The organism is Nocardia arthritidis, from assembly GCF_011801145.1.
Lineage (GTDB): Bacteria > Actinomycetota > Actinomycetes > Mycobacteriales > Mycobacteriaceae > Nocardia > Nocardia arthritidis_A.
Map to the genome: position 1 here is coordinate 2,050,517 of NZ_CP046172.1, position 13,241 is coordinate 2,063,757.

Annotated in this window: 16 protein-coding genes and 1 pseudogene; 9 read left to right on the forward strand and 8 right to left on the reverse strand. The window is 65.1% G+C overall.

All coding sequences use genetic code 11. The features are described 5' to 3' along the window. Positions 1 to 4 precede the first annotated feature (4 nt). The gene (locus F5544_RS09090; RefSeq protein ID WP_167472778.1) at positions 5 to 1,573 is read right to left on the reverse strand and encodes an NAD(P)-binding domain-containing protein; all 1,569 of its coding nucleotides are present in this window, start codon (positions 1,571 to 1,573) and stop codon (positions 5 to 7) included. A 230-nt stretch (positions 1,574 to 1,803) separates the two neighbouring features. Beyond that, complete coding sequence (locus F5544_RS09095) at positions 1,804 to 2,403, reverse strand: TIGR03086 family metal-binding protein (RefSeq protein ID WP_167472779.1); 600 nt, start codon at positions 2,401 to 2,403, stop codon at positions 1,804 to 1,806. A 252-nt stretch (positions 2,404 to 2,655) separates the two neighbouring features. Here F5544_RS09095 and F5544_RS09100 point away from each other — a divergent pair, with 252 nt between their 5' ends. Then, on the forward strand, positions 2,656 to 3,324 hold the full coding sequence (locus F5544_RS09100; RefSeq protein ID WP_167472780.1) for a sensor domain-containing protein: 669 nt from the start codon (positions 2,656 to 2,658) through the stop codon (positions 3,322 to 3,324). Positions 3,325 to 3,382: 58 nt separating this feature from the next. Here F5544_RS09100 and F5544_RS09105 read toward each other — a convergent pair. Both F5544_RS09105 and F5544_RS09110 read right to left on the reverse strand, forming a co-directional pair. After that, positions 3,383 to 3,952, reverse strand: a pseudogene (locus tag F5544_RS09105) (zinc-binding dehydrogenase); the annotation flags it as partial. Positions 3,953 to 4,116: 164 nt separating this feature from the next. After that, on the reverse strand, positions 4,117 to 5,130 hold the full coding sequence (locus F5544_RS09110; RefSeq protein WP_167472782.1) for a DUF6630 family protein: 1,014 nt from the start codon (positions 5,128 to 5,130) through the stop codon (positions 4,117 to 4,119). Positions 5,131 to 5,467: 337 nt separating this feature from the next. Between F5544_RS09110 and F5544_RS09115 the strand changes: the two genes are divergently transcribed. Beyond that, positions 5,468 to 5,857 (forward strand): hypothetical protein, encoded by a 390-nt coding sequence (locus F5544_RS09115; RefSeq protein WP_167472783.1) that lies wholly within the window; start codon positions 5,468 to 5,470, stop codon positions 5,855 to 5,857. Between the two features lie 114 nt (positions 5,858 to 5,971). On the opposite strand, the gene F5544_RS09120 is transcribed toward F5544_RS09115, so the two are convergent. Further along, positions 5,972 to 6,697 (reverse strand): SDR family oxidoreductase, encoded by a 726-nt coding sequence (locus F5544_RS09120; protein ID WP_167472784.1) that lies wholly within the window; start codon positions 6,695 to 6,697, stop codon positions 5,972 to 5,974. A 94-nt stretch (positions 6,698 to 6,791) separates the two neighbouring features. Here F5544_RS09120 and F5544_RS09125 point away from each other — a divergent pair, with 94 nt between their 5' ends. After that, complete coding sequence (locus tag F5544_RS09125; protein ID WP_167472785.1) at positions 6,792 to 7,631, forward strand: LysR family transcriptional regulator; 840 nt, start codon at positions 6,792 to 6,794, stop codon at positions 7,629 to 7,631. Between the two features lie 135 nt (positions 7,632 to 7,766). Here the strand turns inward: F5544_RS09125 and F5544_RS09130 are convergent, their stop codons facing one another. Beyond that, positions 7,767 to 8,114, reverse strand: a complete 348-nt coding sequence (locus F5544_RS09130) for a hypothetical protein (protein WP_167472786.1) — start codon at positions 8,112 to 8,114, stop codon at positions 7,767 to 7,769. 248 nt (positions 8,115 to 8,362) lie between these two features. On the opposite strand from F5544_RS09130, the gene F5544_RS09135 reads away from it, so the two are divergent. Further along, a complete protein-coding gene (locus tag F5544_RS09135) occupies positions 8,363 to 8,929 on the forward strand; it encodes a dihydrofolate reductase family protein (protein ID WP_167472787.1) in 567 nt (188 codons plus the stop codon). A 136-nt stretch (positions 8,930 to 9,065) separates the two neighbouring features. On the opposite strand, the gene F5544_RS09140 is transcribed toward F5544_RS09135, so the two are convergent. Next, the gene (locus F5544_RS09140; protein ID WP_167472788.1) at positions 9,066 to 10,319 is read right to left on the reverse strand and encodes an MFS transporter; all 1,254 of its coding nucleotides are present in this window, start codon (positions 10,317 to 10,319) and stop codon (positions 9,066 to 9,068) included. A gap of 71 nt (positions 10,320 to 10,390) precedes the next feature. Here F5544_RS09140 and F5544_RS09145 point away from each other — a divergent pair, with 71 nt between their 5' ends. Both F5544_RS09145 and F5544_RS09150 read left to right on the forward strand, forming a co-directional pair. Further along, complete coding sequence (locus F5544_RS09145; RefSeq protein ID WP_167472789.1) at positions 10,391 to 10,765, forward strand: MerR family transcriptional regulator; 375 nt, start codon at positions 10,391 to 10,393, stop codon at positions 10,763 to 10,765. A gap of 294 nt (positions 10,766 to 11,059) precedes the next feature. Beyond that, positions 11,060 to 11,434, forward strand: a complete 375-nt coding sequence (locus F5544_RS09150; RefSeq protein WP_167472790.1) for a hypothetical protein — start codon at positions 11,060 to 11,062, stop codon at positions 11,432 to 11,434. A gap of 91 nt (positions 11,435 to 11,525) precedes the next feature. On the opposite strand, the gene F5544_RS09155 is transcribed toward F5544_RS09150, so the two are convergent. Further along, positions 11,526 to 11,975 (reverse strand): hypothetical protein, encoded by a 450-nt coding sequence (locus F5544_RS09155; RefSeq protein WP_167472791.1) that lies wholly within the window; start codon positions 11,973 to 11,975, stop codon positions 11,526 to 11,528. A gap of 43 nt (positions 11,976 to 12,018) precedes the next feature. Between F5544_RS09155 and F5544_RS09160 the strand changes: the two genes are divergently transcribed. From F5544_RS09160 to F5544_RS09170, 3 genes are read left to right on the forward strand one after another with little or no spacing between them, the layout of a single operon-like run. Then, entirely contained in the window at positions 12,019 to 12,336 is a 318-nt protein-coding gene (locus F5544_RS09160) for a WXG100 family type VII secretion target (RefSeq protein ID WP_167472792.1), read from the forward strand. Positions 12,337 to 12,341: 5 nt separating this feature from the next. Then, on the forward strand, positions 12,342 to 12,635 hold the full coding sequence (locus tag F5544_RS09165) for a WXG100 family type VII secretion target (RefSeq protein ID WP_167472793.1): 294 nt from the start codon (positions 12,342 to 12,344) through the stop codon (positions 12,633 to 12,635). A gap of 3 nt (positions 12,636 to 12,638) precedes the next feature. After that, the gene (locus F5544_RS09170) at positions 12,639 to 13,241 is read left to right on the forward strand and encodes a hypothetical protein (protein WP_167472794.1); all 603 of its coding nucleotides are present in this window, start codon (positions 12,639 to 12,641) and stop codon (positions 13,239 to 13,241) included.

Here is a 13,241-nt window from a genome sequence, read left to right on the forward strand (position 1 = left end):
CGGATCACCGGCTCGGCGCGGCCGTGGACGCGAGGATCGCGGCGAAGAATTCGGTGAGCGGCGCGCGGTGGGCCCGCGGATCGTTCCACTCGTTCTCCAGATTTTCCGCCATGTGGTGCACGGCGCCACTGCCTCGATGCCGGATCACCGGGTGCAGATATGCCGCGTCGACCGCCTGTTCCGGTGCGTTCTGGGCGGTGCGCCGCACCGTTATGTCGAACGGATCGACCTTGTCGTGATCGGGCCCGTATTCCAGGGTGATGGTGAAATAGTCGCAGCCGTAATCGTTTTCGTGCGCGTAGTCAACGGGAACCTCCTCGAGATACTGCGCGGGGCCGTCCGGCGGAAACAGGAGCACATCCCCGATAACCCCGAACTGTTGCCACAGCGCCGAACTACGGTTGACCCGCGCCACCACCGCATCCGCCAGCGCCGATGCGGTGGCGGCGATCTCGCGGCGCGGCCAGGCCCTGCCGTGATACCGCTCGCCCAGGATGTTCGCCAAAGCTCGTGCGGCGTAACGGAATCCGTGGATAAACCCGCCGGTCGACCTTTTGAAATCGCGCTGCTGAACCAGGGTGCCCGCGAAGTACATGCCCGGCACGTCGACCGATTCGTAGGCGGCGGTCAGCTCGGGAAAGCGGTCGTCGATGACCAGGCGCGGGCGGCAGTCCCGATCGAAAATCGAAGGGTCGAAACGGAATCCGGTGCACACCAACACCCGGTCGTAGCGCAGCGGTTTGATCAGCTCGTCGGCGCGCGAGAAGCTGAAGTGCACCAGGTAGCCGGCGTCGTCGCGGTCGATCGACACCACGTTGCCGTCGAGCAGCGCGTTCTGTGATTTGAGCTGGTAGGTGTCGAGGAAGTTGTTGTTCACCGCGCGCAAATGGCCGACGTAGTGGGTATTCCACGCCATGCGGACGGAGCTGCGCCCCGCGACGTGGATTACCGCGGCGGAGGCGATCAGGTTGTCCGCGGTCTCGAAGGCCGAATTGCCCTTGCCGATGATCAGCACCCGCTGATCGGTGAAATCCGCCGGATCGACCGTTGCGGTGGCATAGTGCTCCGCCATCTCGATTCCAGGAATAGTGGGAATATTCGGAACAAGTCCGGTTGCCATCACCAACCGCCGTGCTCGATATTCGGCGCCGTGCTGGTCCGTGGCGACGAATCCGTTTTTCGCGCGCCGGATCCGCGTCACCCGCGTGCGATAGGATACGGACAGGCCGAGCTTATCGGTGAAATCCGCGAGGTAGCGCACGAAATCGTCGGCGGTGGGAAAGTATTCCGGACTGTACCGGGTGAACAGCAACTCCGGATCCGGCGAGAGCAGCGAGTTCCAGTCCATTCGCATATTCAGCTCCGGATCGGTGCTGCCGGTATGCCGTTTGTTGATGGAAATCAGAGTCCGGTGGCGCGGGAAGGTCGTGAAAAAGGTGCCCGGCCCGGCGCCGGATTCCAGTATCCGATAGGAGTGTCCTGCGGCGTCCAGCGCCTGCCCGAGCTGCAGACCGCCCGGGCCCGCGCCGATGACGAGATAATCGAGAGGTTCACCGAAGGATTCGGTTTGCATGGTTCACCGCCGAGCGAGAGTGCCTGTGGAACCCTTCGGATTATCGATCACGGACCGACGTAATTCAGTCTTTTACTACTTTTCCCCAGTTGAGATCCCCAGTTGCCATATTCGCGGTTCCGTGCATGGGCAGAAGGCTTGCCGAAGAATATGAATTCGATCTACGGCAAGCTATCGATCGCGAGTTCCCCGCTGGCGACCGGGCGTGAATTGCTGGCGTCCTCGGACGACTACGGTTCGCGGCCCATCATGTGCAGAAGCCGGACTTGCTGAGACGTCGCCGGTACCGCGGTGTGCGTATGCGGTCCGTAATACCGGTGGCCGTCGGTGAGCGGGCTCTCGGAAACTTCGTGATAGATCCATTCGAAGTTGTCGAGGATCCACCGCACGGTCTTCGGGTCCAGGTGCTCGTCGAGCCCAACCGCGCGGGCCAGATCCCAGGTGTGCACGACGGCGTCCACCACATACAACCCCAGCAACTGTCGCCCGGGCACCGGGCCGAACGGGTAGTCGACGATGCGGTCGAGCGCGCCTTCGACGCGGAACGCCGCCCGGCACTGCTCGACGGCCACCTCGTAGGCGGTCACCGGGTCGTCGTGGCCCACTTCCTGACCCAGGCGCGCCATGAACTCCGCGGCGCTGGCCCCGCGCAACATGGCCACGTAGATGTCGTTTCCCTGGATCATGTGGTCGACCAACTGGCTGACATTCCATTCGGTGCAAGGTGTGGGATGGTCCCAGTGAGTCGGCGGCACCATCCGGAGACGATCACCGAACCCGGTGGCCGCGGCGTCGAGATGGGCAAGCAGTTCGCTGTCCGTGTCATCCATGCCAATGGATTTTGATCTTCGTCTACTGACGATGCTGGCGGGAATCGGATCTCGGCCTGCCTCACCTTGTCAGCGGTGCGCCGCTGCCCTAGATGCGTGCAGCGGGCCGAAATCCGTTGCGTATCTGGACGAGTGACAGGTCGGTATTAGCCGGTCGCCATCACCCTCGAAGGGTATGTCGCCCCCTACCAGAGTTGGATGGATCTCGACGGGCGCGGCCCTAGCGTTGTCTGCGTGACAATTATCCGGCGCATGGGCCTCGACTTCGCATACACGTTCCTGGGACTGCCCCTCGCAGTGGTCAATTTCAGCCTCCTTGTACCCCTTTTCGCGGCGAGCCTCGGCACGGCGGTGATTTTCATCGGGATTCCGCTGCTCGCGCTGACGCTGTTGGTCGCACGCGGCTTCGCCGATATCGAGCGCGTACGCCTTCAGCAGCTGACGGGCGAGGCGACACCACGGCCCCGGTACGCCCGGGCGCCGGAGGGGGCGGGATGGTTGCATCGGATCAGCGCACCGATCAGGCAAGGGCAGAGCTGGCTGGACCTGTTATACGCCGTCGTCAACCTGCCGATCGCGATCATCACGTTCGTATTGCCGATCGTGTGGTGGGCGATGGCGCTGGGTGGCTTGACGTACTGGTTCTGGGGCAGGTTCATCCCCTACGGCGACAGCCATGACATCGTCGTCGAGACGATCATGGGTGCGGACACCGCCGACAACCGGACGGTCTTCCACACGATCATCGGTGTCGTAGCGCTGCTCACCGTGTATTTCGTCCAGCGGGGGAGTGCCGCCCTCCATGCCGCCCTCGCGCAGACCCTGCTCACCCGACTCGCCGTCATGCAGGGGCGCGTTCAGGAGCCGACCACCGGCCGGGCGGCGGCCGACGCAGCGGAGGCGACCGCGTTGCGCTCGTAGGCGGTTGGTGGATCTGCCCGTCTGGTGGATCGGCCGCAGCCAGAGTCCAGTCGTCCGCTCAGAGGTCGATCACGACCTTGCCGCGGACGTGCCGGGACGCTTGGAGTTCGACTGCCGCACGGATGTCTTCGACCGGAGAGGTCGCGGCGATGGGTACCCGCAGCTGACCGGATGCGACAAGGCGCGCGATGTTGTCGAGAGCGTCGGGCGCGGCGTTGGCTCCGTTGGCGGCCGGGACCCCCTCGACCACGGCCGCGATGGTGCAGATACGACTATCCGGAACTCCCAGCTCGCGGGCGACGTGCACCGTGTCTGTCCCGTGCAGATCCAGTGCCGCGGTGACGGGACCACCATCGAGGTCGCGGACCCTGGCGGCCAGACCGTCGCCGTACACGACCGGTTCGGCGCCGAGGCTTCGCAGATACTCCGCTGTCGACGGCGACCCGGTCCCGATGACTCGTGCGCCCGCGATTCGGGCCAGCTGGACGGCGAATACACCGACCCCGCCGCCCGCGCCGCCGATCAGCACCGTGTCCTGCGGACCGAGGTGGAGGACGTCCAGCGCGGCGGCCGCGGTACTGCCCGCGATCGAGAGCGTGGCGGCGGTGCGATCATCGACCGCCTGTGGTTCGGGCACGTCCTGGACGGTCAATACCTCAGGGCCGCCGAAGGATTCGAGTCGGACCGCCCTGCTCGTGCTCGCGGGTTGGGCCGCATGGCCCTCAACGCACCAACATGCCTGCGGCATCCCGTCCCCGGTGGGCGGGGATTTCTGGGCGCCGAACCGACGCGTCAGGTGAGCCGGTCCGGTTCGGTCTCCTCGGGTGCGCCGGGACTTTTGACGAACGTCGCCGAAATCACCCTCCCGCGGGCTATGGTCCTCGCGCCGTTGGCTCGGGCCCAGGCTCTGATCGCGGCACTCTGCTCCGAGGTGAAGGACTGCGTCCAGCAGCCACGCCGCACGCTTTCAGCGCGCATCCCGCATGCGGTGAAAAGCCGCGAGAGCTCGTCGAACTGCGTCGGTGTCACGAAGACCAGGTGGTAATCTCCGCCGGAATTCAGCGACGCCAGTACCGTTCCGAGGGCAAACGCGTGCTCACCGATCTCTTCCAGGAACGCTTTGATGTAGTCGGCTCGACGATCGTCAGCGTGCTCGATATCGAAGGCGGCGACCCAATCCCAGGACAGTGCCGCGGGATAGGACCTCAGCGCGGCCAACTGCTCGCGGACAGACCGGGGATCCTGCTCGCGGGAGATGATAGCCATACCCGCGATCTCGTCCGGAGATTCGGCTTTGCGAATCGATTCGGCGGCACCCGGGGTGAGATGCGCCAGCTGTTCAGCCATGATGCGCCGCACGCTGAACTCGAAATCCGATTCCGCCGCAACCGTTTCCCCCCGGTAGGTGCCGTCGGTGTCCACCCTGTTCGCGTAGTCCTCCCAGTCCATATTCGAGAGGTTGATGTTGTTCTCCACGTTCCACAGCTGGGCGGGCACGACCCGGAACGGCCTGTAGTCGCTGTGGTCGTCATGCTGGGATGGCAGGACCCAGACGGCCAGGATGGGATGCTCGGGGTGGGTGAGGGTGAGCTCGTCGGCGAGGAATGACACGATCGCCCCACCTGGTTGCATCGCCTTCAACGCTTCGGGGCTCAGGCCCTCGAACTCCGGGTCGTTCACCAGCGTCGAATAGGCCCGGAACCCCTCTTTGCTGGGTGTCAGGACCTCTCGGACCAGCGAACCCCACGCGCGGTCATCACCGAACCACGTGCGGACCAGGACTGAATTACTTGGTAGCTCTGCCATGTCCGCACCGTAACGACAGGGTCCGACACTCCGGTGTCAGCGCAGCGCGCGCCAGATACGTTGCGCCGGTGGGAAATGCTGGGTTCCGGCCGGTACCAACCGATCTCGGACCCGGACGGTGGTGGTTTTCGGCGAGACCGGTTGCGGCGCAGTAACATCCGATATTTTCGATGGTCGCGCGTTGAGCAAACATTCAAAGTGGTGGGGCAGCATGGCATTTCAATGAATGAACATGCCGATTTGTGCGATCGACGCTCGGTTGCCGGCGTGAGGTGTCGGTACTCCATGCCAGAGTCCTCGTATGTCACTGGAGTTTTTCAATAGGTTGTCCGGGACGTTGGCGATCGAGCTGACGGAGCCGACCGAGAAGATCGCGGCGAACCTGGCTAATCGGCGCGCGACAGCGACCGCCGCGATCACGGGAATCACGTTCGCACTGGAGGTGTTCGAGGATGGACATTTTCGTGACTTGACCGTCGACGAGTTCGACCACGTCGTCCTGACCGTGCCCGTGCTGAACTTGCGTGGGTTGGGTGACCCCGTCGAGCACCGAGCGCCGAACGGGAAGTGGTTCACGGTGCGTGATCTTGCCGCCGCCATCGCCGAGACGGAGCGAAGCACTCGCGAGCAGTCGCAGTGGTACGGCGGCGTCGATGTGCATCACATCTACTTCGAAGGCATCCACGAAGGAGACGCCGGAGTTTGGGAGATCCATTGGGGATCGTGAACATTCGGTATCGGCGCTGCGCGGGCGTTGTTCGAGCGTTGAGATCGGCTCTGTGACAGAGGCTTTCAAACGATACCCGGCGGCGACCATCGCCCTCGTGGGCGGCGTGTTCGATCACCAGGGCACTGTTCCGGCGTCGTCGAAGAATCCGCCGGTCGGTCCGTCATCGGGGAGGGTCGCGAGGTGAATCGCGATGGCCGCGCCCTGTGCGGGGGTGCGGTGGCCGCGGAAGCCGTTGAGGTCGGTGGCGGTGTAGCCGGGGCAGCCGCAGTTGATCAGGATGTTGGTGTCGCTCAGTTCTTTTGCGTATTGGACGGTGACGGCGTTGAGGAAGGTCTTCGACGGCGAGTACGCGGCGGAAATCGGGCCGGTCTCGCTGCCGGGCGTGGTCTGCAGGGTGAGCGAGCCGACGCTGCTGGACATGTTCACGATTCGCGGTGCTGCCGAGCCGCGCAGCATGGGCAGCATCGCGTTGGTGACGCGGATGACGCCGATCACGTTGGTTTCCACGGCAGTTCGCACGGTCGCGGGATCGACCGTGGTGGGCGTCTGTGGCATACCGCCGGTGATCGCCGCGTTGTTGACGAGGACGTCGAGGCCTCCGGCTCGGTCGGCGATGAGCTCGGCCGCGGCGGCCACGCTCGCGTCGTCGGTCACGTCGAGCGGTACACCGAACGCATCGGTTCCGGCCGCGCGCAGCTTCTCCACCGCGGTGTCGCGGCGCCGCGAATCCCGCGCGCCCACACCGATTCGCCAGCCGAGGGCGCCGAGGCCCGCCGCGATCTCGTATCCGATTCCTTTGTTCGCGCCGGTCACCAGCGCGATCGTCTGTGCACTCATATCGTCGATCCTGATATGAACACCGGCAGGGCGTCCAAGACCGACCGGGTAGGCGGCCATACCGTACAGGTATCGGTCGACGTACCATGCGACGGTGGAGACGCGGGAGTTGCGATACTTCGTCGCCGTCGCCGAGGAGTTGCACTTCGGGCGGGCGGCACAGCGGCTCGCGATGGCGCAACCACCACTGTCTCGGGCGATCCAGCAGCTCGAGCGGCGGCTCGGAGTGATGCTGCTGCACCGCACCTCTCGCGCAATCACTTTGACCGAAGCCGGGGCGGTGCTGCTGCGGGAGGCGCGGGCCGCGCTCGACGCGGTCGAAGCCGCGGAGCGCCGCACTCGACGTGCCGCCGCCGACCGGCCGGGCGTGGTGCTGGCCACCAAGGCCGGAGCGTCCAACGAACTGTTGTCGAAGCTGCTCGACGCCTACGCCGCCGAACCGGGCGCCGTCGCCGTCGAGGTGCTGCTGTGCGGGCCCGGCGAACAGGGGAGACTCCTGCGTGACGGACGCGCCGACGTTGCCCTGCTCCACCGGCCCTTCGACCCGACAACCGGACTCGACACCGAGGACCTGCACACCGAACAGCAGGTCGTGGTCCTGCCCGCAGGGCACCATCTCGCCAACCGGGCCCATATATCTTTGGCCGAGGTTTCCGCCTTGACCGACCTGCCGTCGCCTCGCTGGCCTCGACAGGATGGGAGCTATCCGGACGGCCCCGGCCCGCAGGTTCGCGACCATACCCAGTTGACCCAACTGATCGCGCTCGGCCGGACCTGTGCGGTCATGCCCGAGTCCATCCGAACCCACTTGCGCGACAAGCACGCCATCGTGCCGGTACCCGACGCGCCTGCGGTCACGACCGTCATCGCCTGGCCACCGCACAGCAGATCCAAAGCCGTCGCCGACCTCGTCCGCACCGCGATACGCCTCTAGCCGATACCTTTCCGCACGGTTCAGGAATTCGCCCTGCAAGCTCACCGCATACCGCGCGTTAGCAACGGCTGCGTTATCTGATTTCGTGAGACTCGTTCCCGTGGGCGGCAACCGCTCCCTGTCTTCTCGGTCGGCCTAGTGGTCGGTGCCGCGCAGACTGATCGGGTCGGAGTCGGGCGGGATGTTCTGGACCCCACGCAGGTTCGGGCTCGGTGGAACGGGGCGGCGAGGTTCGCGGACACCAGTCGAATCTCCGCCACCCGGCTCGTCGGGGCGCACTTCGACCAATGGGAACGATATGGATACTGGGAATTCGAGTCCGGGACGTCCGCAGATGACTACCCCCGGACCCACCTGATAGGCCACCAATCCCGCCTCGCACTGCGCCTGCTCTTGACGGCCGTCGGGAAGCACACGCAGGTAGTCAGGGCTGACACCATCGGATTTCAGGGTGTAGTCGCCCGGTTTTCGATTGAGCGTCATGCCGGGATTGTTGCATCTCCACGGCACAAAGCTTCGTCGTTTCGGTGGAGCAGCATCCGATCATGCCGCTGTGCGCGCAGATAATGAGCCGAAATGCACTGGGGCACAAGATATCCGAAATGCCGATTCGGGCAGCAATCCCATACTGGTTGCGGCCCACTCGATTGAACTGGGAGGTCGCGACAAATGACCGCAATATCTCGTGTGGCGTCGCGATGAGTTCTGCTCTCAGGTGCAGTCTGATCTGCATGGGCAGACTCATCTATGGCTTCAACGTATCGGTGGACGGGTACATCGCCGACGCACAGGGCAACATCGACTGGTCCGATCCGAGCGAAGAACTGCACCAGTACTGGAACGACTTCGAGCGGGAGACCGCCCTATCGTTCTACGGGCGGCGGCTCTACGAACTGATGTCCGCGTACTGGCCGACCGCCGACAAGGCCCCGGGCGCCACCCCGCTGATCGTCGACTTCGCGCACATCTGGCGCGACATGCCCAAGGTCGTGTTCTCGCGCACCCTGGAGTCGGTCGACTGGAACTCCCGCCTGGAACGCGGCGACCCGGTCGAGGTGGTAACGAAGCTGAAAGCCGAAACCGACGGCAGGCTGGAGGTGGCCGGCGCGACGCTGGCCGCACCGATCGTGCGGGCCGGACTGGTGGATGAGTACCGGATCGTGATCGCGCCCACCGCAGTTGGCGGCGGCACACCGTTCTTCCCGACACTGCCGTCATGGATCTCACTGCGACTGCTGGAGAACCGCACCTTCCCGGGCGGCACGGTCCTGCTGCGCTACGAGGCAAAACACGACTGATCCGACCAACGCGACGCCGGAAATCCGCCAGCGCCGGGCCCGCCCAGGCGGAAGGTTGTGTCCCCTGGCGATTCCGTGATCGTCTTGCTCGCCGACGGCCGCGCCGCACCGCGCGACCGGTGCATGGTGACGCGGCCTAGGCCGCGAGATCCTCTGCGGCACAAGGCTCCACCGGCAAGACGGATGCCGGGTCCGTGCGCCGTCGTCGTTCGGCGACCGCGGTGACGGTAACCGTGACCAAGGCGAGGACGCCGGCCACCAGCGAGCACCACGGGGCGAGCAGGTACTGGCCGGGATGCCAGGTGATGAGCAACCCGGCGATGGCCGGCCCCAAGGCATTACCGAGATTGAGCATGGCGACGTTCACGCCCGACGCCAGCGTGGGCGCGTCACCCGCCAGCGCGAACACACGACCGTTGAGGGCCGGGGTGATCGCGCAAGCGGCTGTCCCGAAAAGGAAGACGACCACACCCAACACGATCACCGACTGGTGGATCAACAACATCAATGCCGCGATCGTGACGATGATGCCGATCACGCTGATCACCATGGTGCGCAGGAAACCGTGCCGAACCGCGGCGCCGCCGATGGTGACGCCGATCATGGACCCGACCCCGAACAGGGCGAGAAGTCCGCCCGTCACACCGGATCCGAGGTGTCCGATCTGCGTGGTCAACGGCTGCAGGTAGGTGAACGTTGCGAACATGGCCACCTGGAACAGCACCACCACGGCAAAGGTGACCAGCATCGCCGGACGAATCAGGACGCGCGCTTCCACGACCAGCTGCGTGCGCAGGCCGTCGCCGGCCGACGGTGCGGGTTCGATCCTGATCCTCGCCAAAAACACACATCCGACCACGGCAAGCACGGCAACCAGCACGAAGGCGGCCTGCCAACCGAAAAACGACCCGACCCACGCCGAAACCGGCACTCCCACAACGTTTGCCACGGTCATTCCACCAAGCAGCACGGTCAGCGCCCGCGCCGTCATCGACGGTTCGACCATGCGCACCGCCGCGACCGCACCGACGGACAGCAGTGTGGCGCAAGCGATACCGGATAGCGCGCGGAAGGCGATCACCGCCCAGAAGACCGGGCTCACCGCCGAAAGCACATGTGCGACAGCGAATGCCGACATCGCGGCGATCAGGGTGCGCTTGGGGTGCAACCGGACGGTGAACGCCGCCGTGACAGGCGCGCCGACCATCACCGCGATTGCGAAAACCGTGGTGAGCAACGCGATCACCGGCGCAGGCCGCCGGAACGAGGCGGACATCGCGTCGAGCAGGCCCGAGATCATGAATTCGCTGATACACACGGTGAATACGCACGTCGAGAGCACCAATACGCCGGATGGCAGGCGTCTCGCCGGCCTTGTCATTGTCGTCATACCCGGCAGCGTCGAGGATTGACGCTTGTGGCAAGGTCAAGTCCGATCCACGCTTTATCGAGGAGATGTCGATGCAGATTGGCGATTTCGCAGCGGCAACCGGCACGACCACCCGCATGCTGCGCCACTACGAATCACAGGGCCTACTGGAACCGGCCCGCCGGGACGCCAACGGCTACCGCGACTACGACGAGACGCAGATCGCCCAGGCCCGGCAGATCCGGGATCTGATCCGCTGCGGGATCCCCAGCCGCCTGGTCAAGGATCTGCTCAGCGCGCTGACCGACAGCGACGGAATCTACCCCGAGCACGTCGATCCCGACACGGTCGACGCCGTCGAGAACGAATGGCAGCGGATGTGCAGGTGTGTCAACTGCATGGCGCAGCGCCGCGACGCCCTACGCGCCTATCTCGACCAGATCTCCTCCCCGGCGCGTCCGGCCTGATCCGGGCCGCTGCGAATTATCACCGGTCTGTCGCCGACAGCAGCGCAACCGCGGTGAAGGCCATGCTGGACCTCGGCTGGTGATCCACAGCGCCGCAAACGGATTCAACCCGCTGCCGCTGTGTGGCGAGCTGACCGCGCCGGTCGATGAGGACAGCATGTCGCCAATGCCGGAATATCACTGCCATCCGGAACCTCCGCGACCACGAATGTGAAGAGGCGCCTTCGCGTACCGATGGCCCGCAGGCCCATCCGCCCCGAGCGAGCGCCCCCGGAAACGAAGAGAGGAAGTTATATGAGGATGCTGCTCGGCGCATTCGTGCTTTCCGCCGGTGCCGCGCTCGTGTTCATGCCGACCGCCAGCGCCAGGCCCGACGCGAGCGAAGCCAATGTCGCAGTACTGAAGGTCAATCACGCCAACGGCGACGTCACCGCTGCGTACGAGTGCAGCGGCATAGAAAACCCACAGATCGAAATTACGTTGACGCGCGAGGCGGATGGCAAGACCGGCAATGGCGAAACCAGCGACCTGAACTGCGACGGGAAACCGCATTTCACCACCTTCGCGACCACCTTGGGGGCGGGAAAACACGGCGACAAGTACGACGCCGAGATCCGTCTCGGCGAAATCGACGTAAGGATTCAAGGCTCGGAGGACGTGCCGATTTAGTCAGCTTCGCGGGCGTTCGCTGGAGTGCGCCAAGCGCTGTCGTTGCTGCGGCGGCTGGTGATCGGTGAGGTCGGGCCGGGTAGCCGTTTGATTACTCTGCCGCGCCCGCCCGTGTCCGCCACAAGCGGCGGCCGACCGTGGCGGCATTGGCGCGATCCATGTCGACCTCGAGTGTCTGGTCGGCGAGGCGATACGGCACCACGATGTCGATCGCCTGCCCTTCGCGATGTTCGAGCGTGACCTTGATGGCGTCGCCGCGCACCGGCGCCATCGCGTCGACGTCGAATACTGTTGCTCGCGCGCGGAGTTGGGCGCCGTCGCCGGGCCGCTCGAGCCGGGCGCGGATGGCATCCTCGGTGGTGGCCGCGCCGGGCTCGCCGAGTGCGCGCATCGCGCGAGCGCCGGTCAGGTCGATCGCAAGCATGAATGGCGCGAAAGTGCCGTGACTGCCCAATATTTCGGCTGCCGCACGTATACTGTCCTCGAGCAGGGTGTCGAGGTCGTCGCGGGCTTGTTGGGATGCCGATTCTCGCCAGTCCACTGTTCGCTCCAGGGGATTCGTTGCCGATGCGGGGAGGCATAGCATGGCACAGCAGATCTTACAGGTCGATCCGGACCATTTGCGGCGCGGCGCAGGCCGATTCGACGAACATCACGGGGATATGTGCGGCGTTCTGGCCGATATTCACCACGGACACGACCAATTGCAGGATTCGTGGTCCGGAGCGGCGGCCGATACGGTCCGGGAGGTGTGGGACGACATGCATCCTCGGATCAGGACCCATGTCGACCGGATCGCCACCTACGCAGCCGACCTGAATTCGGCGGCGACGGCCTATGACGGCACCGATGCCCACAGTGGGTCGGAAATCAGCGGCGCCGCAGTGTATCTGGAGATCTAGCGATCATGGCGCACCGATACGACCTCGCGGCGATGGAGCGATTCGTCACCGACCTGGACGGGCACATCCGGCGGCTCTCGGGCATGCACGAGGCCGTCGGGCGATCCGCTGCCGACCTCAGGCCCCACTTCGTCGGCGATGGCGGTGACGGGTTCAGCACCGCCCACGCCGACTGGCAGTCCGATTCGGGTAAACGCCTCGACGAGTTACGCACACTGCGCACACAGGTGCACACCGCCCACCGCAATTACGCGGAGGCCGAACGGCTCAACCGCGAGATATTCGGCTTCGCGGGGTAGCAGGTGCTCGCCCAACGGATCGCGACGCTCATGCTGTTCGTCGTCGCGACCGGATGCGGCAGATCCGGTGACGCCCCGCCCGCGGCGACCACGGTCGATACCGCGTACTCCTGTGATGCGGCCAAGCCGAGCGGGCAGGTATTCGTTCGAGAGGCCGACCGGCGTCAGCCGTTCCGGATAGCGCTGCCGCGGTTGGACGGTTGGGCCGAGAATCCGGTGTCGACCGGCGAACTGTCGATCGTCCGGCGCGACGGCGGCCGATTCGCCATGGTATCGGCCATCGCCGGGGAGGCCCCGTTCGACAACGACGATGCGAATGCGACCTACCTGTCCGGGCTCGCCGGCGCGCCGGATACCCGAGGTTGGCATGAGCACACCAGCGTGCCCGCCCAGGTGTGCGGGCACCGCGCCGTCGCCGTCGACGGCGAATTCCAGCAACCTTATCTGTACAAATCGAAATCGTTTCTCGGACTTATCGTTTCGTGCGATGCGCGGACCGCGACGGTCCAGCTGTCCGGTCTGGTTCGCGGCGCGACGAGCGCGTTCGACGAGGAGATCGCGACGATCATGCGCAATCTGCAAATCGGCCCGTGTGTGAAGGAATAG